The 26939-nt window shown below is 34.1% G+C and carries 18 protein-coding genes; 17 read left to right on the plus strand and 1 reads right to left on the minus strand.

What is annotated here, in order from left to right:
• Window positions 1-31: 31 nt before the first annotated feature.
• The 4 genes from ACFWUA_RS06080 to bchH all read left to right on the plus strand — a co-directional run bounded on the left by ACFWUA_RS06080 (window position 32) and on the right by bchH (window position 7177).
• On the plus strand, window positions 32-1063 hold the full coding sequence (locus ACFWUA_RS06080) for an ATP-binding protein (RefSeq protein WP_416197177.1): 1032 nt from the start codon (window positions 32-34) through the stop codon (window positions 1061-1063).
• 14 nt (window positions 1064-1077) lie between these two features.
• Entirely contained in the window at window positions 1078-2922 is a 1845-nt protein-coding gene (locus ACFWUA_RS06085; protein ID WP_416197178.1) for a magnesium chelatase subunit D family protein, read from the plus strand.
• A gap of 226 nt (window positions 2923-3148) precedes the next feature.
• Window positions 3149-3442 (plus strand): iron chelate uptake ABC transporter family permease subunit, encoded by a 294-nt coding sequence (locus ACFWUA_RS06090; protein ID WP_416197179.1) that lies wholly within the window; start codon window positions 3149-3151, stop codon window positions 3440-3442.
• 24 nt (window positions 3443-3466) lie between these two features.
• Window positions 3467-7177, plus strand: coding sequence for a magnesium chelatase subunit H (bchH, locus tag ACFWUA_RS06095; protein WP_416197180.1), 3711 nt, complete (start codon window positions 3467-3469; stop codon window positions 7175-7177).
• 4 nt (window positions 7178-7181) lie between these two features.
• Here bchH and ACFWUA_RS06100 read toward each other — a convergent pair whose 3' ends face one another.
• Entirely contained in the window at window positions 7182-7859 is a 678-nt protein-coding gene (locus ACFWUA_RS06100; protein ID WP_416197181.1) for an NAD(P)H-hydrate epimerase, read from the minus strand.
• A gap of 140 nt (window positions 7860-7999) precedes the next feature.
• Between ACFWUA_RS06100 and ACFWUA_RS06105 the strand changes: the two genes are divergently transcribed.
• The 13 genes from ACFWUA_RS06105 (at window position 8000) to ACFWUA_RS06165 (ending at window position 26912) form a co-directional block, all read left to right on the plus strand.
• The gene (locus ACFWUA_RS06105; RefSeq protein WP_416197182.1) at window positions 8000-11227 is read left to right on the plus strand and encodes an SNF2 helicase associated domain-containing protein; all 3228 of its coding nucleotides are present in this window, start codon (window positions 8000-8002) and stop codon (window positions 11225-11227) included.
• 12 nt (window positions 11228-11239) lie between these two features.
• Window positions 11240-11578, plus strand: a complete 339-nt coding sequence (locus ACFWUA_RS06110) for a DsrE family protein (protein WP_416197183.1) — start codon at window positions 11240-11242, stop codon at window positions 11576-11578.
• 56 nt (window positions 11579-11634) lie between these two features.
• On the plus strand, window positions 11635-13410 hold the full coding sequence (locus ACFWUA_RS06115) for a WG repeat-containing protein (RefSeq protein ID WP_416197184.1): 1776 nt from the start codon (window positions 11635-11637) through the stop codon (window positions 13408-13410).
• A gap of 125 nt (window positions 13411-13535) precedes the next feature.
• A complete protein-coding gene (gene rlmD / locus ACFWUA_RS06120) occupies window positions 13536-14894 on the plus strand; it encodes a 23S rRNA (uracil(1939)-C(5))-methyltransferase RlmD (protein WP_416197185.1) in 1359 nt (452 codons plus the stop codon).
• 350 nt (window positions 14895-15244) lie between these two features.
• On the plus strand, window positions 15245-15457 hold the full coding sequence (locus ACFWUA_RS06125; protein ID WP_416197186.1) for a helix-turn-helix domain-containing protein: 213 nt from the start codon (window positions 15245-15247) through the stop codon (window positions 15455-15457).
• A 42-nt stretch (window positions 15458-15499) separates the two neighbouring features.
• Window positions 15500-17458 (plus strand): N-6 DNA methylase, encoded by a 1959-nt coding sequence (locus tag ACFWUA_RS06130; RefSeq protein ID WP_416197187.1) that lies wholly within the window; start codon window positions 15500-15502, stop codon window positions 17456-17458.
• A complete protein-coding gene (locus ACFWUA_RS06135; RefSeq protein WP_416197188.1) occupies window positions 17455-18612 on the plus strand; it encodes a restriction endonuclease subunit S in 1158 nt (385 codons plus the stop codon). The genes ACFWUA_RS06130 and ACFWUA_RS06135 overlap by 4 nt, the downstream gene beginning before the upstream one ends.
• A 2-nt stretch (window positions 18613-18614) precedes the next feature.
• On the plus strand, window positions 18615-19181 hold the full coding sequence (locus ACFWUA_RS06140; RefSeq protein ID WP_416197189.1) for a hypothetical protein: 567 nt from the start codon (window positions 18615-18617) through the stop codon (window positions 19179-19181).
• A gap of 12 nt (window positions 19182-19193) precedes the next feature.
• Window positions 19194-22349, plus strand: a complete 3156-nt coding sequence (locus ACFWUA_RS06145; protein WP_416197190.1) for a type I restriction endonuclease subunit R — start codon at window positions 19194-19196, stop codon at window positions 22347-22349.
• Between the two features lie 154 nt (window positions 22350-22503).
• Window positions 22504-23937 (plus strand): SIR2 family protein, encoded by a 1434-nt coding sequence (locus tag ACFWUA_RS06150; protein WP_416197191.1) that lies wholly within the window; start codon window positions 22504-22506, stop codon window positions 23935-23937.
• Complete coding sequence (locus tag ACFWUA_RS06155; RefSeq protein ID WP_313567269.1) at window positions 23938-24507, plus strand: TIR domain-containing protein; 570 nt, start codon at window positions 23938-23940, stop codon at window positions 24505-24507.
• A gap of 253 nt (window positions 24508-24760) precedes the next feature.
• The gene (gene istA, locus ACFWUA_RS06160) at window positions 24761-26233 is read left to right on the plus strand and encodes an IS21 family transposase (RefSeq protein WP_416197192.1); all 1473 of its coding nucleotides are present in this window, start codon (window positions 24761-24763) and stop codon (window positions 26231-26233) included.
• Window positions 26226-26912 (plus strand): ATP-binding protein, encoded by a 687-nt coding sequence (locus tag ACFWUA_RS06165; RefSeq protein WP_416197193.1) that lies wholly within the window; start codon window positions 26226-26228, stop codon window positions 26910-26912. Before istA ends, ACFWUA_RS06165 begins: the two co-directional genes overlap by 8 nt.
• Window positions 26913-26939: the final 27 nt, after the last annotated feature.

The raw sequence follows: 26939 nt of genomic DNA on the forward strand, positions 1-26939 counted from the left end.
GCTGCTTATATTAAGTAGAGGAGTGATTTATATGGAAGAAAAGAGAATTGTTAGATATCCTTTTTCAGCAATAGTTGGACAGGAAGAAATGAAAAAAGCTCTTATTTTAAATATTATAAATCCATCTATTGGGGGAGTGCTCATTCGAGGAGAAAAAGGAACTGCTAAATCAACAGCAGTGAGAGGTATAACAGAGTTGCTGCCTTTAAGAAAACAAGTGAAGGCATGTCCGTTTTCTTGCGATCCTGAAGATGAAAGTAAAATGTGTAGAGATTGTAGCGAAAGACTGCAAAAGGAAGGAAAACTTGAAGCAATTCAAGGAAAAATGAAAGTTATTGAATTACCTATAAATGCTACGGAAGATAGAGTTGCTGGAACCCTTAATATTGAGACTGCTATTAAAAAGGGAGAAAAAAAGTTTGAACCTGGAATTCTTGCTTCTGCCAATAGAAACATTCTCTATGTAGATGAAGTAAATCTTTTGGAAGATCATGTGGTAGATATGCTTTTAGATGCAGCAGCTATGGGGGTCAATACCGTGGAAAGAGAAGGTATATCTTTTAGTCATCCATCTAGATTTATTCTTGTAGGAACCATGAATCCCGAAGAAGGAGACTTAAGACCTCAACTTATAGACAGATTTGGCCTTGTAGTAGACGTAGTTGGAGAAAGAGAAACTAATATGAGGATGAGTGTGGTTAAGAGAAGAATAGAATATGAAAGAAATCCTGAAAAATTTTTAAATAAATTCAAAGACGAAGAAGAAAAGCTAAAGGAAAGGATAATGAAAGCCATATCAATCCTTGATGAAGTGGAGTATGATGATGAAATCATAGAAAAAGTATCTAAAGCATGTGTTGAATTAGATATAGATGGACACAGAGGAGATATAGTGGCTATTAAAACAGCTATGACTATAGCTGCTTTTGATGGAAGAAAAAAGGTTGAAAAAGAAGATTTGTTGGAAAGCTTAAAGTACGTTCTCCCTCATAGAATGAGAAGGAGACCTTTCGAGGAAGGAACTATGGATTTTTCAGTTGTTGAAAAGATTATATTGGAATAATTAGGGGTGATTTTGTGGAGAAAAATATATATCCTTTTCCTGCTATAGTAGGGCAAGAAAAGGTAAAGAAAGCCATACTCCTAAGTCTTATAAATCCAAATATTAAGGGAGTTCTCATAAGTGGTGAAAAAGGTACTGCCAAATCTACTGTAGTTAGATCTATAGTGTCCATAGCGCCTTGGCTTCACATAGTTGAATTGCCACTAAATATTACAGAAGATAGATTGCTTGGAAGTATAGATATTGAAAAAGCTATTTTAAATGGAGAAAAAGCCTTTGATGAAGGACTTCTTAAAAAGGCTCATGAAAATATTTTATATATAGATGAAGTAAATCTTTTAAGTGAAAGCATTGTGAATTCACTATTGCAAGTGGCTTCTTCTGGAGAAAATGTAGTTGAAAGAGAAGGTATATCTTTTAGTCATCCATCTAAATTTGTTCTTATAGGAACTATGAATCCAGAAGAGGGGGAGCTGAAATCTCAATTTATAGATAAATTTGGATTATATGTCCATGTTGAAGGTGAGAAGAGCGTAGAAGAAAGAGTTGAAATTGTAAATAGAAGATTGGAATATGAGAAAAGTTCAGAAAGCTTTTATGAAAAGTGGAAGTATGAATGCGATAAATGCACAAGAGCGATAAAAAAAGCCATAGATACTATTGATAAAGTGACTATTTCACAAGAGATATTGGATATGATTTTAAAGATAGTTAATATGGCCAATTGTCAGGGAAATAGGGCAGAAATCATAATGGTTGAAACAGCCAAAACATTAGCAGCATTGGATGGCAGGGAAGAAGTTACAGAAAAAGATGTAAGGGAAGCTATGGAGTATGTTTTACCTCACAGAGGGAATATAAGTGAACCACAGGGAAATGAGGACAATTCAAGTGAAGAAAATGAGGAAAATGAAGAAAATAGAGATGACAATGAAAAGTTAGACAATTTAGATGACATATTGGATGATTTAAAGGACTTAATGAACAACAATCCTACATCAGAGGATGAGATTGTAGAAAATATAGGAGAAGTTTTCAAGGCAAAAAATTTATTTAATGATAGAAAAGATAGAATGAAGAGAAGTGGAAGCGGTAAAAGGTTAAAGACTAGGACAAGCTTAAAGGAAGGAAGATATGTAAGATATAGACTTAAAAATGGAGAAATAAGCGATATTGCCCTTGATGGAACCATAAGGGCTGCTGCTTTATATCAGAATATCAGGGATAGAAGAAATGTAGCACTTGCTATTGAAAAATGTGATTTGCGGCAAAAGATGAGAGAAAAACGTACTGGCACTACTATTATATTTGTAGTTGATGCTAGTGGATCTATATGTGCTCAAAAGAGAATGGAGGCAGCAAAAGGTGCAATTATGTCGCTTTTGACAGATGCTTATGAGAAACGAGACAAGGTGGCTATGATTGCTTTTAGGAAGGATAAGGCAGAAGTATTGTTGCAAGTGACTAGAAGTGTAGATTTAGCACAAAGATGTTTGAGAGATTTGCCAGCAGGAGGGAAAACTCCCCTTGCAGCAGGATTAAACAGTGCCTATGAGCTCATAAGAAGGGAGTCTTTGAGGGACAAAGAGATGATACCTTTTGTAGTACTTATTTCAGATGGAAGGGCTAATGTTTCTTTAAATGGAGGAGATCCTCTTGAGGAAGCTCTCTATATTGGCGAGAAAATTGGAAAGCAAGGTATAAGAAGTGCAGTTATTGATACAGAAAGTGGTTTTGTAAAATTTGGGACATTGAAAAGGTTGGCAACTGTCATGGATTCTAATTACTATAGAATAGAGGATTTAGATGATAAAAAAATAGTCAATACAGTGAAAAATTTGGCTAAGCCAAGTTTATAAATAAAAGGGAGGAAGAAGCATATGAAGAAAAAATAGAGGAAAATGCAGATACAACTCAAACTAGTTATTCATTGGTTATAATAGATGCAAATGAACGTGAAGTGGAACTTGAAAATAAACCAGAAATTGTGGATAACAACAAGGGAAAAGTAGATGAGATTGTGGATAAGTTGCCAGCAGAAAATAAATAAGTTTTTTTGTAAGCAATTCGTTTGGGACTATGAAATTGACTAATAAGGATATAATCAAATCTATTTTTGTAGATGAAACTGGGGCTAAAAGGCAAGTTATTTGGAATATTAGATTACCTAGAACTATAGTGGCTTGCTTGGTGGGTATGAATCTTGCCCTTTCTGGGACAATATTGCAAGGGGTTATGGGAAATCTCCTTGCAGATCCACAGATAATCGGTATTTCATCAGGGGCAGGGTTGGCAGGAATTTTAATACTTGTAGTGTTCCCTGAGGCCATTCACCTTATGGCTCCATTTTTCTTGCATTTATTGAGGAAAGCAGATTAAAGTTTAAGATTAGGGGTGTTATGTATGAAATTAGTAGTTGTTACTGTATCTAATCCTGTAGCTATTGATATGTCAAGATTCTACAAGAAGATTAAAGAAGAGTGTGGGGATATATTTGATTTAAAACTTTTTTATGTGGGCAGAGGATGTAAAAAAGAAAAGCTTTTTCAAATTGAAAATTGTATAGAAAAAGCAGATTTTGTACTTACAGACCTCATGGGAGCTCCAGAAGATGTAATAGTTGCTACTGTAGCAGGATGTAAAAAATGTAGCGGAGATATAGTGAATATTGGAGGACAGGGAAAGCAAATTGGTCCATATCTAAAATTAGGTTCTTTGAGTGCTAAAGATATGAAAATGGGTTCTAAGAAGGGGAAAAAAGATATTGATGTAGAAGCTATAATGAAAATGATGGATATGGCTGAAAAGATGGGGAAAGCTGTACCTTTTGGGAAACCTAGAGATATGAGAAACTTAGTCCTTATATCGAAATATTGGAAACTTGCTGGAGAAGGGATAGAAGATTTATTTTATTTAATTCTCAGAGAATATGGGAAGGTAAAAGATCTTCCAAAACCAAGGGAGCCAAAAGAAAATAAACCTATTTCTATATGTGATCCTGTAACTTTGAAGACATATAAGAATTGGGGAGAATATGCTGATGATAATGGCTTTGATGAAGATAAACCTATGGTTGCAGTTTTATACCGTAGTGACAATTATCCTCATAGGAGTAGTGGATGTGTTGGTAAATTTTGTACTCAACTAAGTAAAGATGTGAATGTTGTGCCTGTTGCCTTTAATTCAGTCACACCTAAAAATTTGGATGTATTGGAAGAAATTTTATTAAATTCTGAAAACCCAAATATAGATTTAATAGTTAATGTAATGGCGTTTAGATTAGGGGCAGGACCTATGGGTGGAGATGCAGAAAAGGCAGTAGAATTGCTTAAAAAACTAAATGTCCCACAGTTACATCCTTATTTGATGGCAAAGAGGGAACAGAAAGAGTGGGAAGAATCAATTGAAGGTATATCTCCTCCAGAGTTTTTGGTTTCTGTCATGTTGCCTGAACTTGATGGTTCTATAGAATCTATACCTATAGGAGCTATAAAGGTTTATGATAAAGATGAAGAATTGGATTTGGAATTAGGAGAACTTGATATTATAGATGATAGAGCTACAAAGGTTATTTCAAGGATAAACAATTGGATAAACTTAAAGAAGAAACCAAACAAAGATAAAAAGATTGCTATTATATGCTACAATTATCCTCCTGGTGAAGATAATTTGTTTGGTGGTGCGTTTCTAGATACCTTTGTATCCATAGAGAAAATAATGTCGGCATTGAAAGATGAAGGATACAATGTAGATGCTAAAACTAGCGATGAATTGATGGATTATTTTACAGCAGGTAAAATTGTTAATTCTGGAAGATGGATAAATGGAAAGCAAAGTGAACATATGATTAGCTATGAAAAAGATAAATATTATGAAGCTATAAAGAGCAAAGATTGGTACGATGAGATGATAAGTCAATGGGGAGAAATCCCAGGGAAGGTAATGACCGAAGATGAAAAATTTCTCATTCCAGGAAAAGAATTTGGAAATGTATTTGTAGGACTTCAACCATCTAGAGGAGTTCATGAAAATCCAGAAAAATCCTATCACGACAAGACATTGTTGCCTCATCATCAATACATAGCTTTTTATAAATGGTTAAAAGAAGAATTTAAAGCAGATGCGATAATTCATGTGGGAACTCATGGGACATTGGAATTTTTGAAGGGAAAAGAATGTGGAATGTCTAAAGATTGTTTTCCAGATATGCTAGTATATGATATTCCTCATGCCTATTTATACTATTGTGGCAATCCTGCAGAATCAGTCATAGCTAAAAGACGTTCTCATGCGGTATTGGTTGGGTATCAGTCACCACCATATACAGAAGCTGAACTATATGGAGAATTGATTGTGTTAGAAACCTTGTTAAATGAGTTAAAAGAAGCAGAGCGAGTAGATCCTATAAAGTGTGATGATTTAAAGGCAAAGATAAAAGAAAAGGCTTGTGAGCTCAATTTTGATGAAGAAGATTTGGAAATGTTAGAAAGAGAGCTTTATAGAATTAAAAGATCTCTTATTCCAAAAGGATTACATATATTTGGCCAAGGATATTCTTCTAGTGAAGCTTGTGACTATATGAAATTTGTATTGAGATATGATAGAGGAAACATAAAATCTATACGAAGGCTAGTAGCTGAAAGTGAAGAGTTAGACTATGATGAATTGATTGATAGAAATGATACAGAAAGGCTTACTTATTTAGATAAAAAATCTGTTGACATCATAGAAAAGTATGTATCAGAAGGAATTTGTGAAGATAGGTATTTAGATACATTAGAGTTTGGTATGGAATGCTACAATGCTTCAAAAGAATGTTATGAAATAAAAGGACTGCTTAAAGTATTAGGTGGAGAATATCTACCTGCAAAGTTGGCTGGTGATACTGTAAGAAGCCCTGAAGTATTACCTACTGGATATAATCTCTATCAATTTGACCCTAGACTTGTACCTAGTGAAGTAGCTTGTGAAAGAGGGGCAAGAATTGCAGACAATACTATAAAGAAGTTCATGAAATCTAATGGAGAATATCCCAATTCAGTAGCTATAGTTTTGTGGGGATTGGAGACTTCAAGAACTCAAGGTGAAACTCTAGGACAGATATTCCGTTATTTAGGCGTAAGGGTTGTTAGAGATAAAGGTTTTGACCCTGAATATGAGATAATACCACTTGAAGAATTGGGTAGGCCTAGAATAGATATAACTATTAATATGTGTGGATTCTTTAGGGATATGTTTTACAATATGATTCAGTTTATGAACAAGGTCTTTAGAGATGTATATTTGTTGGATGAACCTGATGATATGAATTATTTTAAAGCAAATACAAAGAAGATTTATAAAAATTTAGTAGCTAAAGGATATTCTCTAGATGAGGCAGAAGAATTGGCTGTTTCAAGATTGTTTGGTCCTAAAGAAGGAGATTATGGTACTGGCATTACAACTATTATAGAAACTAAAAATTGGACCAGCGAAGAGCAGCTAGGAGACCAGTTTATTAATAGTTTAAAATATGTATATAGTTTAAATCATAGTGGACAGAAAGTAGATGGGCTTTTAGAAGATAATTTAAAGACGGTAGATATCGTATCTCAGACTAGGAGCAATCATGAATACGAAGTTACTGATTTAGATCACTACTATGAGTTCTTTGGTGGATTGGCAAAATCCGTAGAGATGGTTAAAGGGAAAAAGGCTGAAATATATATTAGTGACACTACTGGAGAGTCTATTGAAACAGAAACTGTAGATAAATCTATAGAAAGAGGAGTTAGGACGAGGCTTTTAAATCCAAAGTGGATAGATGGAATGCTTGAACATAAATATCATGGAGTACAAAAAATATATGAAAGATTTGAAAATATAATAGGTCTTTCAGCTACAACAAACAAAGTAGAAAATTGGGTATTTGATAGTCTTCAATCAACTTATGTATCAGATGAAGGATTGAGGGAAAAACTTAAAGAAAACAATAGATGGGCTTATTTAAGCATGATGGAAAGACTACTAGAAGCAAATGAAAGAGGATATTGGAATGCAAGCGATAAGCAATTAGAAGAAATAAGAAGGGTTTACTTTGAAGTAGAAGGAAGTATTGAAGAAAAAAGCATCTGAAAATTCAGATGCTTTTTTTCTCGAGCACTTTGTTTATTGCCATATCAGGTATGCCGATGGGTTCTACTATTACTTCTCCAGCGTATTTTTTTCCATTGAATTCATAAAGACCTACCTTTGGCAATTGGAAAGTTACAGTTTTGTTTGCATTTATACAGATATTTAATATTTCTCCATTGTCGGCATTTAGACCTGAAGGTATGTCTATAGCTAGTATATATTTGCTTTTTTCATTCATAAGAGAAATAGTCTTTTCAAATATTCCTTCTACATTTCTTTTAAGTCCTGTACCAAATATTGAATCAATGGTCATATCTGAAGAGTCTAGACTTATTGAAAGCTTTTTTAGATTTTCTTCACTTGAAATGTGATGTATATCGATAACCATATTATCAAGTATATTGTAATTTACATAAAAATCCTTACTTCCTTTATCTATATTTCCAACTATAAATACATCTACATCTTTTCCAGCTACTATTAAATGTCTAGCAACAGCCAATCCATCTCCACCATTGTTTCCTACGCCACATACAATAGTGAACTTGTTACATTTTTCTAAATCTATATTTTTCACTACTTTTAAGGCTGCATTTTCCATGAGAACTATTCCAGGTATACCTATGGCTTTTATACAAAATGCATCAATTGAGTTCATTTCAGCTGAAGTGACTTTTTTCAATTATTTCCACCCCCAACACTATTATGATTATATCATTTTTATTATTTTTTTAAAATAATTACAAGCTGTGATATAATTATTATAATATATATTTGTCAATAATCATAAGTAAATAGAACTTTTTATTGTTGAGGTGGAATATGCTACAAATAGATGATAAAATCTTGTTAAATAGAGCAGGAAATACTGAATCTTATTTTAAAGGGCTTCAGTACTATCGAATGGGAAGAGTTACAAATGTGAAATATATTAGAAAACTTAATTATGTTGAGGCTATAGTGAAAGGCAGTGAGGACTATAAAGTCTATGCTGAGTTTTCAGAAAAAGGGAAATTAATTTCAACTCATTGTACATGCCCTGCTTATGAGAAATATCCAGGAGACTGTAAACATATTGTGGCTCTTCTTACCTTTATAGAAAAGTCAGAACTTAAAAATATTTTAGGGGAACTTTCCAATACGAACATAGAAAAAGAAAAAATTAAAGACATCATCAACTATTATAGATACAACAATGAAAGAGAAACTTTGCCTTTAAATATAGAATACAATTATGAATATAAATACAACAAATATGATGGAATAGATAATAGTTCTTTTTTGAGCCTTAGAATAGGAGAAGATAAGCTTTATGTGGTTAAGAATATAAGAAAATTTTTTGAGAGTCTAGAAAATAATGAGGAAATACAGTATGGAAAGGGATTTACTTTTTATCCCAGTAAACATGTATTTAAAGATGAAGACAAAGAGATAATGAATTTTTTGAGATTGTTATATGAAAATCATAAAATGGATTATGGAGAAACTATATTTAAGGATAAGAGGATTCAATTGACACCAGAATCTTTAAAAAGATTTTTTGAGATGATGAAAAGTAGAAGTTTTAACGCTACTATAATGGATGAAAAATATGAAGACATAAATATAGTAGAAGAAAATTTGCCATTAGATATGTTTTTGAGAGCAGAAAATGAAGAAATGGTAGTAGAAATGAACTTTGATTACAGTTTGAGACCTTTAACAAAAAGTGGAGATTATTTTTTCTATAAGGGGAAAATATACAATCCTTCAGTAGAGCAGGCTAGAAAATTGGGACCTATATATAATATAATAATGTCTGATTATGATGGGGTAATGAAAATACCTGAAGAGTGTAGGGAAGCTTTTATATCAGAAGTAATACCCAATATAAAAAATATTGTCAATATCCATATAGATGAAAAAGTTCAAAATGCAATATATAATCCAGAATTTAAGGGAGAAATATATTTTGATAAAGAAGGAGATATGGTAGTATGCAAAGTGAATTTTATTTATGGAGATATATCTATAAATCCTTTTAGTTCTAAAGCAGATGATAAAGGTGAAAATAAAAAGATACTTTTGAGGGATATAGAAAAGGAAAGGTCTATCTTGAAGCAATTGGAAGAAAGTTCCTTTAAGGTTCGAGATGGAGAAATATATATAGATGATGAAGAAAAAATATATGCCCTCATATATGAAACAATTCCTAAACTTCAAGAGCTGTGTGATATATATTATTCTGAAAACTTTAAGAATATAATTTTTAGAGATTCTTCATATTTTTCAGGGGGCATAAGACTTAATGACAATTTAGATATGCTAGAATTTGATTTTGAAATAGATGGAATAGAACAAGGTGAACTGATAGATGTATTTAAGTCAATGAAGGAAAAGAAAAAGTATTATAGATTAAAAGATGGTTCATTTTTGCCTTTAGACAATGAAGAGCTTAAATATATGAAAGAAGTTTTTGACTATTTAAATATAAATAAAAAGGATTTGGAAGCTGAAACCATAGTTATTCCAAAGTATAGGGCTATTTATATAGATGATTTTTTGAAAGAAAAACAACTAGATTTCATTAAAAAAAATGCAGGATTTAAAAAACTTGTACATGATATAAATGAAGTTGAAGATATGGAATATGAAGTGCCAGAGGAACTTGAAAATACCCTTAGAGAATATCAAAAATTTGGATTTAAATGGCTGAAAACTTTATCTAATTGTGGACTTGGCGGAATATTGGCTGACGATATGGGCCTTGGAAAGACTTTGCAGATGATTGCTTTTTTATTGTCAGAGAAAATAGAAAAGGGGCAAAACACTTCTATTGTCATTGCTCCAACTTCAGTTATATACAACTGGGAAGCAGAGATTGATAAATTTGCTCCTGATCTTAAGACTTTAGTGGTATCAGGAAGTAAGGTTGAAAGAATTTCTATGCTTAAAGATATTCAAGAATATGATGTAGTTATTACTTCTTATCCTCTTATTAGAAAAGATATTGAGGAATATGAAAAATATAGCTTTAGAACTTGTATATTAGATGAGGCTCAGCATATAAAGAATCCAAATTCCATTAGTGCTAAGTCAGTGAAAAGATTAAAGGCTAAAAATTATTTTGCTCTGACAGGTACTCCTATGGAGAATTCACTTTTGGAACTTTGGTCTATATTTGATTATATAATGCCTGGATATTTGATGTCTCATGGAAAATTTGTGGATAAATACGAAAAACCTATTATAGCCAACAAAGACGAAAAGGTACTAAAAGATTTAAATAATCATATAAGACCATTTATTTTAAGGAGACTTAAAAAAGATGTTCTTAAGGAACTTCCAGAGAAGATAGAACAAAAAATTCTCGTGGATTTGACCAAAGAACAAAAGAAGGTTTATCTTGCATATCTCAAAGCTATAAAAGGTGAAATAGAAGAAGAAATAAATACTTCAGGATTTGCCAAAAATCAGATAAAGATATTATCTGGACTTACACGACTTAGACAAATTTGCTGTCACCCAGGAATGTTCATTGAAAATTATGAATTTGGCAGTGGAAAGTTGGACTCTCTTGAAGAAATATTGTATGATGCATTGGATGGAGAACATAGAATACTTATATTTTCTCAATTCACAAGCATGTTAAATATTATAAAAGAGAGACTTAAAAGAGATTCTATTGAATATATGTATTTAGATGGTTCCACTGATGTGAAGGAGAGGGGGAAATTAGTTGAGGAATTTAATGGAGGGAAGGGACAAGTATTTTTGATTTCACTAAAAGCAGGAGGAACAGGACTCAATTTGACTGGAGCAGATATGGTCATCCATTTTGATCCTTGGTGGAATCCGGCGGTGGAAGATCAAGCTACGGATAGGGCGTATAGAATAGGGCAAAAAAATACTGTTCAAGTATTGAAGCTTATAACTAAAGGAACTATTGAGGAAAAAATATTTGAACTGCAAGAGGCAAAAAAAGAGATGATAGACAAGGTGATTACAGAAGGAGAAACGCTTGTATCTAAGCTTAGCGAGGAAGAAATAAAATATTTATTTGATATGTAGGGGGTAATAAACATGGAAAAAATGAAAGCAATATTTCATATTGATGAAATGGAAAAATGGAGCTTGACACTTATAAATGTCAGGAATCTTTTAAGAGATTCTGAAGAAGAAGTGGAAATAGAAGTACTTGCAAATTCATCGGCAGTAAAAGGTTTTACTCCTGATTTTGAGCTAGCTCATGTAATAACTAAACAAAATGCCAAAGGAGTTAAATTTAGTGCTTGCAAGAATGCCCTTGAAGCATGTGATTTGGGGAAAAATGATATATTGGAATTTGTAAGAGTAGTTCCAAATAGCATGATTGAGTTGATACAAAAACAAAAAGAAGGTTTTGCATACATAAGACCTTAGACGAAATGAATACAAATTGATATATGAAATAATATGAAATGAGGCGATGTTTAGATATGAGGAAAAGAAACACTTTAGTTTTGACAGTATTGATTTTATCTATGATATTGACTTCTTGTGTAAATGAAAATAAAGGAAGTAAAAGTCAAATATCTTTATACCCTGCTTATAAAAAGGATCAAAACAAGAAATTATGGGGTTATATAGATGCAAATGGAGATTTTAAAATAGAGCCCAAGTTTCAGTTTGCTGAAAATTTTGATGAAAACGGATTGGCAAAGGTGTATAATGAAGGGAAAATGGGGCTTATAAATGAGAATTGTGAAATAGTAGTGCCTCCAATCTATGATGCTATTAGCAATTTAAATGAGGATGTGATGAGTGCTGTTCAAGACAATAAGTATTTTATATTAGATAAATCAGGGAATATTCTTTTTTCATCTAGTGATTATTTATTTTTAGGGATATCTAGTGAGGGATATATATCGGCAGCTAAGAAGGTTGATGATGATGTGAAGATGGGCTATATTGATAAAAATGGGAAAGAACTCATAAAGCCACAATTCAATATTGCGTATGATTTTAAAAATGGAAGGGCATTAGTCAAAAATGCAGATGACAAGTATGCATTAATAGATAATACCGGCAAAATCATTAAAGAGCTCAATTATGAAAATGTATCTCCAGCTGATGACAATAAAACTTTTATTTTTACTGATGAAAACAATTTGTATGGATATTTAGATGAAAATGGAGATGTATTTATAAAGCCTAAGTTTACTAATGCATATCATTATGAGGATAAAATGGCTATAGTCAGTATAGAGGATACTTCAAAGAATATTGGAAAATGGGGAGTTATAGATAAAAAGGGAGAATATTTAATCAAACCTAAATATACTAGTATAGTTTATTTAGGAGAGGGACTATTTGCAGTATCTAAAGATGAAATTGAAGGTAGTGAAATGTATGTAAAAAAAGCTATTGTAAATCAAGATGATAAACAGTTGACTGAATTTGAGTATTATAATATTGGAGGAAATAAAGATAAAAAGATAGACAATGGATATATTTCGGTTAGTGATGGAAAGCATACTTTCTTGTTAGATAAGAAAGGCAAACAGATTTCTAAATTTCCTAAAATCGAAGGCGTTGGAGAAGTTTCTCTCAAAGGCGATGTGATAGCTTCAGTTATAGATGATAGGATAGCCTATTACAATCTCAAGGGAAAGGCAATATGGGAAGAAGACAATACTTATAAATTAAGAGGTGAAGCTGTTGTAGTAGAGAAAAAACATGTACCAGATATAGGTGTAAAAATATATTATCCAGAAATACAGGGACTGAAAGATAGAAAAGTTGAGAAAACTATAAATGAAAAATTGTATAATCTATTTGTTACTGATACAATGAAAGGCCTTAAAGAGAACAAAGAAAAAACTACTTTAAATCTTCAATATAGCGTTAGAAGAAGCAATGATTTATTAATAATTCAAAAAAGTGGATATTATTTTATGCAAGGTGCTGCCCATGGTGTGCCTACAGAAGAAACATACCATATAGATTTGTATACAGGGAAATTTTATAGCTTAAAGGATTTGTTTAAACCAAATAGCAATTATGTAGAAAAGCTAACTGATATTGTAAAAAAGCAGATGAAAAAAAGTCAAAGTGAAGGTACGGGAACATATTTTTTAGATGATTTTAAGTCTATAAGAGAAGATCAAAATTTTGTGTTATTTAAAGATTATATTCAATTGTACTTTTATCCCTATGAAGTAGCAAGCTATGCAGAAGGCTTTGCAAATTTAGTATTCCTTATGAAGAGATAAGTGATATATTGGATACTAATTCAGATTTTTGGTGGTCATTTAATAGTAGCAGAGAGGGGAAATAATTTTCCCCTTATTTTTTTCTCTACAATTGCTATAATAATCTAGAAGGAGTTGATTTATATATGGCTAGAAAGAGACCAATAGTTGAGATGGAAATAATAGATGTTGATTTTCCAAACAAAGCATATGGAGTAGTGGATGGGAAAAAAGTTAAAGTTAAAGGTGGCATAAAGGGACAAAGAGTTAAAGTTCGTATAAATAAAAGGCGTAAAGATTATCTTGCAGGAAGTATTATAGAGATAATTGAAAAGTCTCCGTTAGAAATAGAAGCAAAATGTCCTCATTTTGGTGGTTGCGGTGGATGTACTTATCAGTCTCTTCCATATGAAGAAGAGTTAAAAATAAAAGAAAATCAAGTAAAACGGTTATTTGCTGAAGCAGGAATAGAGGATTTTGAGTTTTTGGGGATTGAAAGGAGCCCAAGTCTAGAGGAATACAGAAACAAGATGGAGTATACTTTTGGAGATGAAGAAAAGGATGGACCATTGTCTTTGGGACTTCACAAGAAGGGAAGATTTTATGAAGTAGTTAGTGTAGAAAAGTGCAATATTGTAGATAGAGATTTTTCAATTATATTAGGGGAAGTTATGAATTATTTTAGGAATACGGATATACCTTGTTATAACAAGAAAATTCATTTAGGAGTATTGAGACATTTTGTCATAAGAAAGGCCTTGTCTACTGGGGAAATACTCCTAAATCTTGTGACTAGTTCTCAAGGAGAAGTACCACTTGATGAATTGATAGATAGACTAAAAAAATTAGAATTGGATGGAGAAATAAAAGGTTTCATTCATACTATAAATGACAATGTAGCTGATGCCATAAAAGTAGATAGATTGGAATTGGTATATGGTAGAGATTATATTATAGAGGAGATTTTGGGACTTAAATTTAAAATATCTCCATTTTCTTTTTTTCAAACCAATACTTTTGGAGCAGAAAAGCTCTATTCTATAGTTAGAGATTTTGCAGGAGATATTGATGATAAGGTAGTGTTTGACTTGTATTCTGGCACAGGCACTATATCTCAAATAATGGCTCCAGTAGCTAAAAAAGTTATAGGTATAGAAATTGTAGAAGAAGCTGTAGAGAAGGCTCATGAAAATTCAAAATTGAATGAGTTGGATAATGTGGAGTTTATTGCAGGAGATGTGTTAGAAGAGGTAGGAAAGCTAGTTGAAAAGCCAGATTTAATCATATTAGATCCTCCTAGAGAAGGTATCAACCCAAAAGCACTACAGAAGATCATAGATTTTTGTCCAGAAAAATTCGTATATGTATCTTGCAACCCAGTTACATTGGTTAGGGATTTAAAAGAGTTTATAGATAGAGGATATAGAATCGAAAAAGTAAAATGTATGGATATGTTTCCGAGGACGGGGCACGTTGAGACGGTATGTTTAATGTCTAGAAAGTGATGTCCGGAAAGCCTTGAGAATACTGAGTTTTATAAAATGAAAGTAAATCTGTCTACTCGACTTAAGCCCTCGATATGTGTACGTGGAAACATATCGAGGGTGTTTTTTTGTGGTAAAAATGAGTCTGAAATTAGGTAGGGGTGAGTGGACAGAATAGATAAATTAGTAGGGTTGAGGAGACAGGATGGATGTAACATTCTATACACCTGAGATTATAGCATAGAATTTAGAAGGATTTGGAGTAAGAATTATTGAATACAAATCAAAAATCATGCGAACGTAAAGAAAATGTTTGCAATATGATGATGCTAATGATATTATGTAATTATACATACATAGAGGTGATTAGAATGGCAATTAGTTATAAAAAGCTTTGGAAGCTTCTTATTGATAGAGACATGAAAAAGAAAGACCTGCAAAAGCTCGCAGGCATTAGTTCTGCTACGATAACAAAGCTTGGTAAAAACGAAAATGTTAGCACAGAAATTATACAAAAAATCTGCATTGCTTTGGAATGTGACGTCTGCGATATCATGGAGATGGATGATAACAAACGCAGTTAATGCTTATTATTGTGAATTACCAAACAAATGGAGGCTTGTTTAATGATAAATATAAGAAAATTAGAATCAGAATTATGGGAATCTGCGGATCTCTTACGCCAAGGTTCTAAACTAAGTTCTCAAGAATATTGCATGCCGGTTCTTGGTTTAATCTTTTTGCGTTATGCATATAGCCGGTTTAAATATGTAGAGGCAGAAATACTAAAAGACCGTCCTGTACGTAATGGTCGTGTACTTCCCGTTGAGTCAAGTGATTTTAAGCAAAAAAGCGCTATCTTTTTACCTGAAAAGGCTCGATATGATTATCTACTCAATTTGCCAGACGATGCTGATTGTGGGAAGGCAGTCAATGAGGCTATGGAATTGATTGAGGCAGAGAGTACTCAATTGAAAGGAATACTACCCAAATCATATACTTCTTTCAGAAATGATTTGTTGAAAGAATTGTTGCGTATTTTCAACAATAGTGCATTAAACGAAATCAACGATGATATCCTTGGACGTATTTATGAGTATTTCTTAAATAAGTTTGCTTCAGCTATCGCATCGGATGATGGAGTTTTCTTTACACCTAAATCTTTAGTAAAGATGATTGTGAATATAATTGAGCCAACTCATGGGATAGTGTTGGATCCTGCCTGTGGCAGTGGTGGAATGTTTGTTTCTTCCAGCGACTTTGTCAATGCTGAAGGAATCAATGCTAATTCTGTAATGACTTTTTATGGACAGGAAAAAGTAGAGTTTAACGCGAAGCTATGTATCATGAATATGGCTGTACACGGACTAAATGCAAAGATCAAATCTGGTGATGAGGCCAATAGTTTCTATCATGATGCTCATAATCTGGAAGGTAGATGCGATTATGTTATGGCTAATCCTCCTTTTAATGTAGATAAGGTTAAAGCAGAATCTACTCAGAATGCAGGACGCTTACCTTTTGGGCTGCCGGGAGTAAATCAGAAAAAGGAAGTCTCTAACGCTAATTATCTCTGGATTTCATATTTCTATGCATATTTAAATGATACTGGACGTGCTGGTTTTGTTATGGCTGCTTCTGCTACGGATAGTGGCAATAAGGATCGAGAAATCAGAAAACAGCTTATTCAGACGGGACATGTAGATTGTTTAATATCAGTAGCCAATAATTTCTTTTACAAGGTTTCATTGCCTTGCTCCCTGTGGTTCTTTGATAAGGGAAAGAAAGAAGAATTAAAGGATAAAGTGCTTTTCATAGATTCGCGTAATTACTATACTGTAGTGGACAGAACACTCAATGAGTGGAGTGAATGGCAGATGAAAAACCTCAATGCCATTGTCTGGCTCTATCGTGGAGAGAAAGAAAAGTACACAAAATTATTACAGGATTATAGGACTCAAATTATCAATGATTGCAAAGACCTTGATGCTGCATTTGAAAGTGTGTCGGTACTGTTGAATGGCTATGGTGAGAAACTTAAACCATTGAGAGTTCAGATTTCAGATATCGTTAAAAATTCCGAGGATATTAACCAGCTGTTACCACTGAATGATTTGTTGAAAAAGTATACTACAGAACTTAATGCATCGTTAAAAGCTCTTTGTGAGTACGGTGATGGATTGGAGAAGGATGAAGCTAAGGTGTTTGCTAAATCCATCGATGAATCCGCAACAACTTGGGAGCGCTTCAAAAAATCTGTTTCTACTCGCATTGAGGAAGTAGTATCTCAAATTAAAGCATGCCGCACAGTTATAAAAGAAGCAAAGTGGCTAACCGAAAAATTTGGCGATGGTATATATACTGATGTTCTGGGACTTTGTAAAGTAGCAACCCTAAATGAAATAGAAGAAAAGAACTGGAGCCTTACTCCGGGTGCATATGTAGGAGTAGCTCCTGTAGAAGAAGATGATGAAAACTTCGAAGAAAGAATGACTGAAATTCATAAGGAACTCTTAACCTTACAGTCAGAAGCAAATCAGTTAATGGATACAATTTCAGCAAATTTTGAGGGGCTGGGGATATGAAGTGGCCTATATATAAAATAAATGATATTTGCAAAGTAAGTGGAGGAAAAAGATTACCTAAAGGGCATCAATTTGTAGATAGTAAAACTAAGCATCCATATATTAGAATTACGGATATGAGTTTTGACTCTTTATCTACAGATGGTTTACTATATATAACTGAGGAAACTTTTAAACATATTTCGAGGTATACAATTTCCAAAGATGATATATATATTAGTATCGCTGGCACTATCGGATATGTTGGTAAAATACCTGAGTTTATTGACGGCGCAAATTTAACGGAAAATTGCGCAAAACTGTCGGAGTTTTCAGATGAAATTAATAGGGACTATTTATTATATTATCTTCGAAGTCCTAGAGGTAATGGTGAGCTACTTGTCAGAAAAGGCGGAGCATCTCAGCCGAAGTTAGCACTAGAAAGAATAAAAACAGTGCCAGTACCGGTGCCACCTATTAATATTCAATCTCGTATTGCCAATATTCTTTCTGCCTATGATGATCTAATTCAAAATAACCAAAAGCAGATTAAGTTACTGGAAGAAGCAGCTATGCGGTTGTATACAGAATGGTTTGTAAATCTGAGATTCCCTGGCCATGAAAACACTAAGATAGTAGATGGTGTGCCGGAGGGGTGGAGATTGGGTAGAGTTTCAGAGTTGGCTGAGTTTAAACGTGGAAAAACAATCACCAAAAAAAATGCTAAAGATGGCAATGTACCTGTAGTTGCTGGTGGTTTAGAACCTGCTTATTTTCACAATGTTGCTAATACTGTAGCTCCAGTTATTACTATAAGTGCTTCAGGAGCCAATGCAGGGTATACAAGATTGTATAATACTGATATCTGGGCATCAGACTGCTCATATATTGATGCGTCTTATGGAGATAAGCTCTACTTCATTTATACATTTTTGAAAAATAATAAAGAAGTAATTGATAATTTACAACGTGGAGCTGCGCAACCACACGTATATGCAAAAGATATTAATGCATTATCTACTTATATACCAGAATCTACTATTATGGAACCGTTTTGTAATTTAGTTGCTCCTTTATTCAAAAAAATAGCAGTTCAAGAACGATTAATTTCAGAATTAAAACAAGCGCGCGATAAACTACTTCCTAAACTTATGAGTGGTGAGATTGAGGTGTAATTATGGTTCAAATACCTTTAGAATTTATCCAGATGGTTGAAAATGATATAGAACTTATAAATAAACTAATTGATAGTGAGGCTGATGAAGAGACTTTGAAAAGCCTCCATATGGAGCTTGATGGTAAATATCAAGCATGCATAAAGAACTGGGATAATAGTATGTATGGTTGGGTTAAAAATTTTGGTTTTTCATATGAATTCTTAGGAGTATCAAGCTTACTATGCAATCTGAAAATAATGAAAGCAAAACTGACGTCCTATAAATATCAAGTTAACGCTATACCGAATATGGTTCCAGACACAACAGTTAATGTAAGCATTGATAATAATATTGATATTAAGATTTCTTTTGAAACTGTTCGATCTCAGATTGACAATAATACGTCTCTCACTACTGAACAGACAATTGAAGCTAAACAAAAGATTGATGAAATAGAAGAAATTATAAAATCAAAAGATAGCAAGAAAAATAAATGGCAAAAAGCAAAACCTATTCTAGTTTGGTTAGCTGATAAGAGTGTTGATGTAGGTACAGCTATATTGCCACTATTATTAAAGATCCACTAAGGAGGGGTACATATGAGCTGGGAGTATTCTGAAAATATATTGGTTCAAAATAGTGCGGGAAACCTGCTTCAAGATGAATTGGGGTGGGATGTTCAGTTTGCCTATAATAAGGAAGTCCTCGGTGAGAATGGTACCTTTGGGCGTAAAAGCTATAAAGAAATTGTTCTTCTCCGTTACCTTCGGAAAGCTCTGTTTGATAATAACGACTGGCTAACAGAAGAATACTGTGATTCCGCAATAAAGACACTCCTTGCTTATACGTCCTCTAGTAGCCTAATGCAAATCAATCGAGAAAAGTATAAAATGCTTCGAGATGGCATTCCTATAAAAGTTAGGAAAGCTGATGGAGAGCAGGAGGATAGGCTGATCCGGGTTTTTAATTTCTCTGAGCCTGAAAAGAACCATTTTCTTGCTGTAAAGGAGATGAAGATTCACGGTGATTTATATCGTCGCAGAACCGATATTGTTGGCTTTGTGAATGGCATTCCACTGCTTTTTATAGAGTTGAAAAAGCAAAATGTAGATGTACAGGATGCCTACACCTGCAATTACATTGACTATTTAGATACCATTCCCCAGCTATTTCATTTCAATGCCTTTGTGATGTTGTCCAATGGCTTGGAATCCAAAGTAGGTACCCTGGGTAGTAAATACGAGTTTTTTAATGATTGGAAACGTCTGCATGAGGATGATACTGGTTCAGTGGAACTGGAAACCATGTTGAAAGGTATTTGTAATAAGAAAAACTTCATGGATTTATTTGAAAACTTTATCCTTTTTGATACTTCTGGTGGTACAACGGCAAAAATTATGGCAAGAAACCATCAGTTCCTTGGTGTTAACGAAGCTGTTGAATCTTATAAGAATCGAAAACTGAACAATGGTAAGCTGGGTGTTTTCTGGCATACTCAGGGTAGTGGAAAAAGTTATTCCATGGTATTTCTTGCACAAAAAATCCGTCGAAAATTTGCAGGCTCCCCAACCTTTGTTATTCTGACAGATCGTGAAGAGTTGAATAAGCAAATTAGTGATACCTTTGAAGCTTGTGGCTTACTTGGTACCACTAAAGCAAAACAGTTTATTGCTACTAGTGGTGAAGATTTAATTCAGAAATTAAAAGGAAATCCAAGCTTTATTTTTACATTGATACATAAGTTTAATAAACCAGATGAACCACCAATTATTCCTGATCACGACATCATAATCTTATCGGATGAAGCCCATCGTACACAGAATGGTATATTTGCTGATAATATGTGTACATTGCTTCCTACTGCTTCCCGTATAGGATTTACAGGTACACCGCTGTTCGCTTACGACAATATTACCGAAAGAACATTTGGCGGCTATGTTTCCATTTATGATTTCAAGCGTGCTGTAGATGATGGAGCGACTGTTCCTCTTTATTATGAGAATAGAGCTGATCTACTGGAGATAGACAATCCTGAAATTAATGATGAACTACTAGATGCAATAGAACAGGCTGATCTGGATGTTAATCAGCAAGCTAAACTAGAACAGGAACTAGCTAAGGACATACATGTCCTTACCAGTGAAAAACGTTTGGATACCATTGCAAAGGATTTTGTAGAGCATTACTCTGAGTTGTGGACAACGGGCAAAGCAATGTTTGTTTGTATCAATAAAGTAACTGCAGTTCGAATGTTTAATTTAGCTCAGAAATATTGGGAGCTAAAAATAAAAGAAATTGAATCTTCGCTGTCTGGAGCCACACAGCAGGAATACATGGAAATCAGCCGTAGGCTGGAGTGGATGAAAAACACAGAAATGGCGGTTATTATCAGCCAGGAACAAAATGAAGTAGCTACTTTTGAAAAATGGGGACTGGATATTAAACCCCATCGCAGCAAAATGGAAAAACGAGAAATGGACAAGGAATTTAAGGATCCTGATAATCCATTTCGAATCGTATTTGTTTGCGCTATGTGGCTGACAGGGTTTGATGTGAAATGCCTTTCTACAATCTATTTGGATAAGCCATTAAAGGCACATACCTTAATGCAAACCATCGCACGAGCGAATCGTGTTTATGAAGGAAAAAGCAATGGTCTAATTGTTGATTATGTTGGTGTTGTTAAAGCGTTGAGGAAGGCTTTGGCTGATTATACAAAAACTAAAGGCGGTACTGATGGATCTGATCCTGCTCCTGATAAAGCAGAACTGATTGCTCGTATCATTGCATTAACCAATGATATCATCGAATACATGAAACAGCATGGTTTTAATTTGTCAGCTCTTCTTCAGGCAGTTGACTTTGACAAGTTGGCCTTGGTTCAAGAGGGAGCCAATGCCATGTGCGTTTCAGAGGAAGTGAAGAAACGTTTTGAAGTTATGGCTAGGGAATTATTCAAACTGTTTAAGTATGTCGAAAAACAAGAAGTCACAGATCAGTACCGAGCTTATAAAAATGCTATCAGTGCAGTTTATGACCAGATGCAGGAAAAAAGGAAGCATTCGGATAATACAGATTTAATGATTCAGCTGCACAATATAGTTAGTGAATATATCAATGTTGTTAAGCTACCAGAGCATGTAAACGAAGATGGTAGTGGATACTTAGTTGAAAGTCGCCGCTTTGATATTAGCCATATTGACTTTGAACGCTTGCAGCAGGAATTTGCACGTGTTAAGAATAAGAATCTTCTTATGAAAGATTTACAGGAGCTTATCAATGACAGGCTGGATAATATGATGAAGTGCAACCCATCACGTATTAACTATTATGAACGATATCAGAAAATTATTGAGGAATACAATGCTGAACAGGACAAAGCTGCCATAGAGAAAACATTTATTGACTTAACTAACTTCGTAAATGATCTGGATGATGAGGAGAAAAGATACGTACGGGAAGGATTTAACAATGACGAAGAATTGGCTATGTACGATTTGCTTTTAAAGGATTCACTTACTCCCGCAGAGATTAAAAAGGTTAAAAAGCTTGCCAAGGTATTGTTGGAACGAATCAAGGATAAAATCAGTGAATTGGATCATTGGACAGAAAAGGAAGAAACTCAGGCAGCAGTCGATATACTTATCAGAGATACCCTATGGAGTGAACTACCTGATAGTTACGATGATAGATTATTAAATGAATATCGCCGAAAGATTTATGAGTTTGTATATACTACTTATCCGGCAGCATAGAGACAGTTAATAAAGGTTCAGTGTTTTAATAAATACAAAAGTTCATAATCAGTGAAGAAAAGAAAGATATGGTCGCGATGGAGATATAGGCTATATAAAGGATGTATTGACGCTAACTCTGAAGTCAAAATTTAAAAGGAAGAGGTGAATAGGGTTGCAGAATCTAAAACCTTTTATTGACGATTTTTCTAAAGCGTTAAGAGAAAATAATGCAGCTATTTTTGCTGGAGCAGGACTTTCCAGTGGAGCAGGGTTTGTGAATTGGACAGAACTACTCCGAAGTGTTGCGGAAGAGCTTCATTTAAAGGTAGAAAAAGAACAACATGATCTAATCTCTCTTGCTCAGTATTATTGCAATGAACATAGTGGAAGAGGTAGGTTAAATCAGATTATTATTGATGAATTTCAAAGACGTGCTTCTATTACTGAGAACCATAGGATTTTAGCCAGGTTGCCTATTACGACATATTGGACAACAAATTATGACACCTTAATTGAAACAGCACTTAGAGAAAACGGTAAAAATCCTGATGTAAAAATTGATCCGGAAAATCTTGCAATTACGTTAAGTGACAGAGATGCGGTTATTTATAAAATGCATGGTGATGTCAGTCAAGTTCATAAGGCAGTTATAACACGGGATGATTATGAAAAATATGAGCTAACGCATTCGTTGTTCACTACTGCATTACAAGGTGACCTGGTATCAAAGACATTCTTGTTTATAGGATTCAGTTTTAATGATCCAAACTTAAACTATATCCTTAGCCGTATAAGAATAAGGCTTGAGGGAAATCAACGTCCTCATTATTGTTTTCTAAAAAAAATAGTTGAAACAGATTTTGACAATAAAGAGGATTATGATTATGCAAGGATTAAGCAGGAACTTCAAATAAATGATTTGAAAAGATTTTCGATTAAAACCATATTAGTTAATGAGTACCAAGAAATAACTAATATTTTAAGAATGATTGAAAAATCTTTTAGAAAAAATAGTATCTTTATATCTGGAAGTGCTGAAGACTACGGTGCAATGTCTGAGGACATTGCAAAAGAACTCTTGCATGGCTTAAGTTATGAACTGGTGAAAAGTGATTGCACAATTATTTCTGGATTCGGTCTAGGCGTAGGGAGTTATGTGATTAATGGTGCGCTTGATTGTTTACAATCAGAAAAGAAAAAAAGAATTGAAAACAACTTAATTTTAAGACCATTTCCACAAAAAGCAAGTGGTGACAAGTCACTTCCTGACCTATGGGATTTTTATAGACGGAACATAATTTCTGAATCTGGTATAGCGATTTTTTTATTTGGCAATAAAATGGTTGACGGGAAGATTGTCAATGCCGATGGTGTGAGAAAGGAATTTGAAATAGCGAAATCAATGGGATTAAATGTAATTCCAGTAGGGGCAACAGGTTTTCAAGCTAGGGTTTTATGGGAAGAAGTAATGAATGATTTTTCAAGGTATTATTCTGATGAACAAGTATTTAAGCCATTGTTTGAAATCCTTGGGAATTCTTTGATACCACATGAAATTATTAGTACTATACTTAAAATAATAGATGAGTTAAGGAGGAGAATTTAGATGGCTAAGAGAGTTTTTTTCAGCTTTCATTATCAAGATGTAATTGATTTTCGTGCAAACGTGGTTCGAAATCATAAAACAACAAAACATGAAGGCGCAGGTTATTTTGATGCTTCTATATGGGAAGATGCGAAGAAAGAAAGCGATTTAGCATTAAAACGCTTAATCAATAGCGAACTTAAAAATACATCAGTTACAGCTGTTTTAATAGGTTCTGAAACATACTCAAGAAGATGGGTTAGATATGAAATCATGAAAAGTCTGGAAAAAGGAAATTTGTTATTGGGCATTCATATTAATTCCATAGCAGGTAAAGATCAAAAAACAAAAAAATTGGGGCCTAATCCATTTGACTATCTTGCAATTGAATTTAGCAATGACGGTCAAAAACTTAATTTGCTAGAATATAAAAATGGGAAATGGGTCAAATATACCGATCTTGATGGATGGAGAATAAGCGGTATTCAACAGTCTGAATGGGGGAAAGCTTATCAATTGTCAAAGTATTTCAAGGTTTATGATTGGGTTGCTGATGATGGGTATAATAATTTTGATAAATGGATCGAATAAATCCGTCTGATGGTGAAGATGATCGGTTTATAAACGAATATACATATTGTATTTTAATCACATAAAATCTTTTACTGCAGTGAATAAATAACTAATAATAGAAATGAGGACCAATCATGAACAAGCGGCGCTTGTCCATGATTGGTTTTATTTCTTTATCATAAAAATTAATCTTCTGTTGAAGAGGAGGTGATGCCTATGATTGTGCCGCTATAGATGTTCGTTCCTAAAACAAAACCAAGGAGGAAAACACATGATCGGTATCGAGCAATACCAAAAAATCCAAGAATACAAAGAACTCGGACTTGCCCAGACCAAAACTGCTAAAGCGCTGGGGATCACCTATACTTCTGTCAGTAAATACTGGAATATGAGCAAAGAGGATTATGCCAGGGAAGCTGAGCAGGAAAAGTATCATATGGATAATTATCGACAGTACATATTAGAGCAATTGAAAATATGCCCGCAAATCCGGGATACGAATATCTATCTCAAATTAATGGAAGCTTTTCCTGATTTACAAGTTAAACGAGCTACTTTCTATCGCTATATGAAAGCTCTAAGGGAACAGCATGGGTATCAGCATACCAGTAAGCGGAAAATCTCGCCACGTGAAGTCTCGCCACCAGGATATGAAGCGCAGGCGGATTTTGGTCAATACAAACTTAAGGATATGTACGGGCGAATTGTACGAATATATTTCTTTTGCATGGTTCTGAGTTATAGCAGAATGAAATTTGTTTATTTTTCACCGGATCCCTTTACAACCAAAACAGCCATTAAAGCTCATAACTATGCATTCCAATATTTTGGAGGAAGAACACAGACTATTCTTTATGACCTTGACCGTGTCTATGTAGTCAGTGAAAATCTGGGAAATATCATATTCGTACCCACATTTGAAGAATATGTTAGGCGTATAGGTTACAGTGTTTCGCTATGTAGACCAAGAGATCCTCAAAGTAAAGGCAAGGTTGAAGAGGTGATTGGATACATAAAGCAAAGTTTTCTTGAGGGCAGGATATACACCGGAATTGATAGCCTTAACAGTGCTGCCCTTGCATGGTTAGATAGGGAAGGCAACGGGCGAATACATACCGTGACCAGAAAAGTGCCGCGTGAAATGTTCATGGAAGAGCAAAAATACCTGTTCCATGTCAAACCTTATTCCGAAGTATCAAGCACTGTGGCCTCCTTTGATAAGGATGGAGTGGTAAGTTATAAAGGCAACCGTTATCAGATTAATACAGGTATGATGGATGCTCATAAACGCATTCGCATTGAAGATGATGGTGAAATGCTTTTGTTCTATGATGCTGAAACAAATGATTTATTGGCTAAATATCCAGTCACAGAAGATACCGGGCAGTTGTTCAAACCAGAAGAAAATTACAGGAGAGACAGGGTTTCTTTAACCATCATAAAACAATATTTTGCAGAATACGAAATAGCTCAGGAATTCATTCGCCGGATGGAGCAGCAACAGCCGAAATATTTTAATACACATTGCATTCGATTATACCGGATGACAAAGTTTTATACAATTGGACAATTGCTTGATGGAATAGAATACTGCATTGATACTGAACGCTGCAGTGCCTATGAGCTTTTGGCTTATCTCATGTATCAGTACGGAGAGCATATAGCTAAGAAGTTTTTGCCGAATCAGCAGTATTTTAACCATTTGGCCAGGAGTAAAGAAATAAGGAGGGAAATCGATGGCTGATATAACAGAAATCCGTGAATTAGCTCAAAAACTTAATCTTTGGAATATCGCAAGGGGATACATTGATTTGAACGATGAGAAACTATCAAACCTTGACTATCTTAAGATGGTGTTAGAAAAAGAATTGGAGATTAGGGCCAGACAAAAACACACCAAGCTGAGGAAGGCAAGTAAGCTTCCAAACAAAGCATTTGACGCATCGAACTCAAACAAGGGCTTAAAATGGCAGATTAAACAGTTATCCAACCTGACATGGATTAAGGAAGAGCAAAACTTAATCCTGCTGGGAAAATGCGGGACGGGTAAGAGTGGTCTTGCAGCGCAGCTTGGAGAAACTGCAATTAGCAATGGATATAAAACCTATTATGCGCCTTTTGATAATTTTATCGCAGTGGCAGAAAAGAAAGCCACAAATCCAAAAGCAGAAGCGATCTTTTCTTATATGCAGGAATGTGACTTAATTATTATTGATGATGTCTTTTATGTGGAACCAACCAGGGCAGAACTGCAGGTTTTCTACCGGGCAGTTACCTTTCTTAATGAAACCAGAAGCATTATTTTTATAACCAATCGTGAACTGTCGGCATGGATAGATGCAGCTGAGGATAAGCATCTTTGCCAGACTTTATTGGACAGGATAACGGTCAATTGTCAGATTGTTCGCTTGACTGACAGATAAATTGAATACACTCACTTTGTTCTTGAA

The organism is Sporanaerobacter sp. (assembly GCF_047830725.1).
Lineage (GTDB): Bacteria > Bacillota > Clostridia > Tissierellales > Sporanaerobacteraceae > Sporanaerobacter.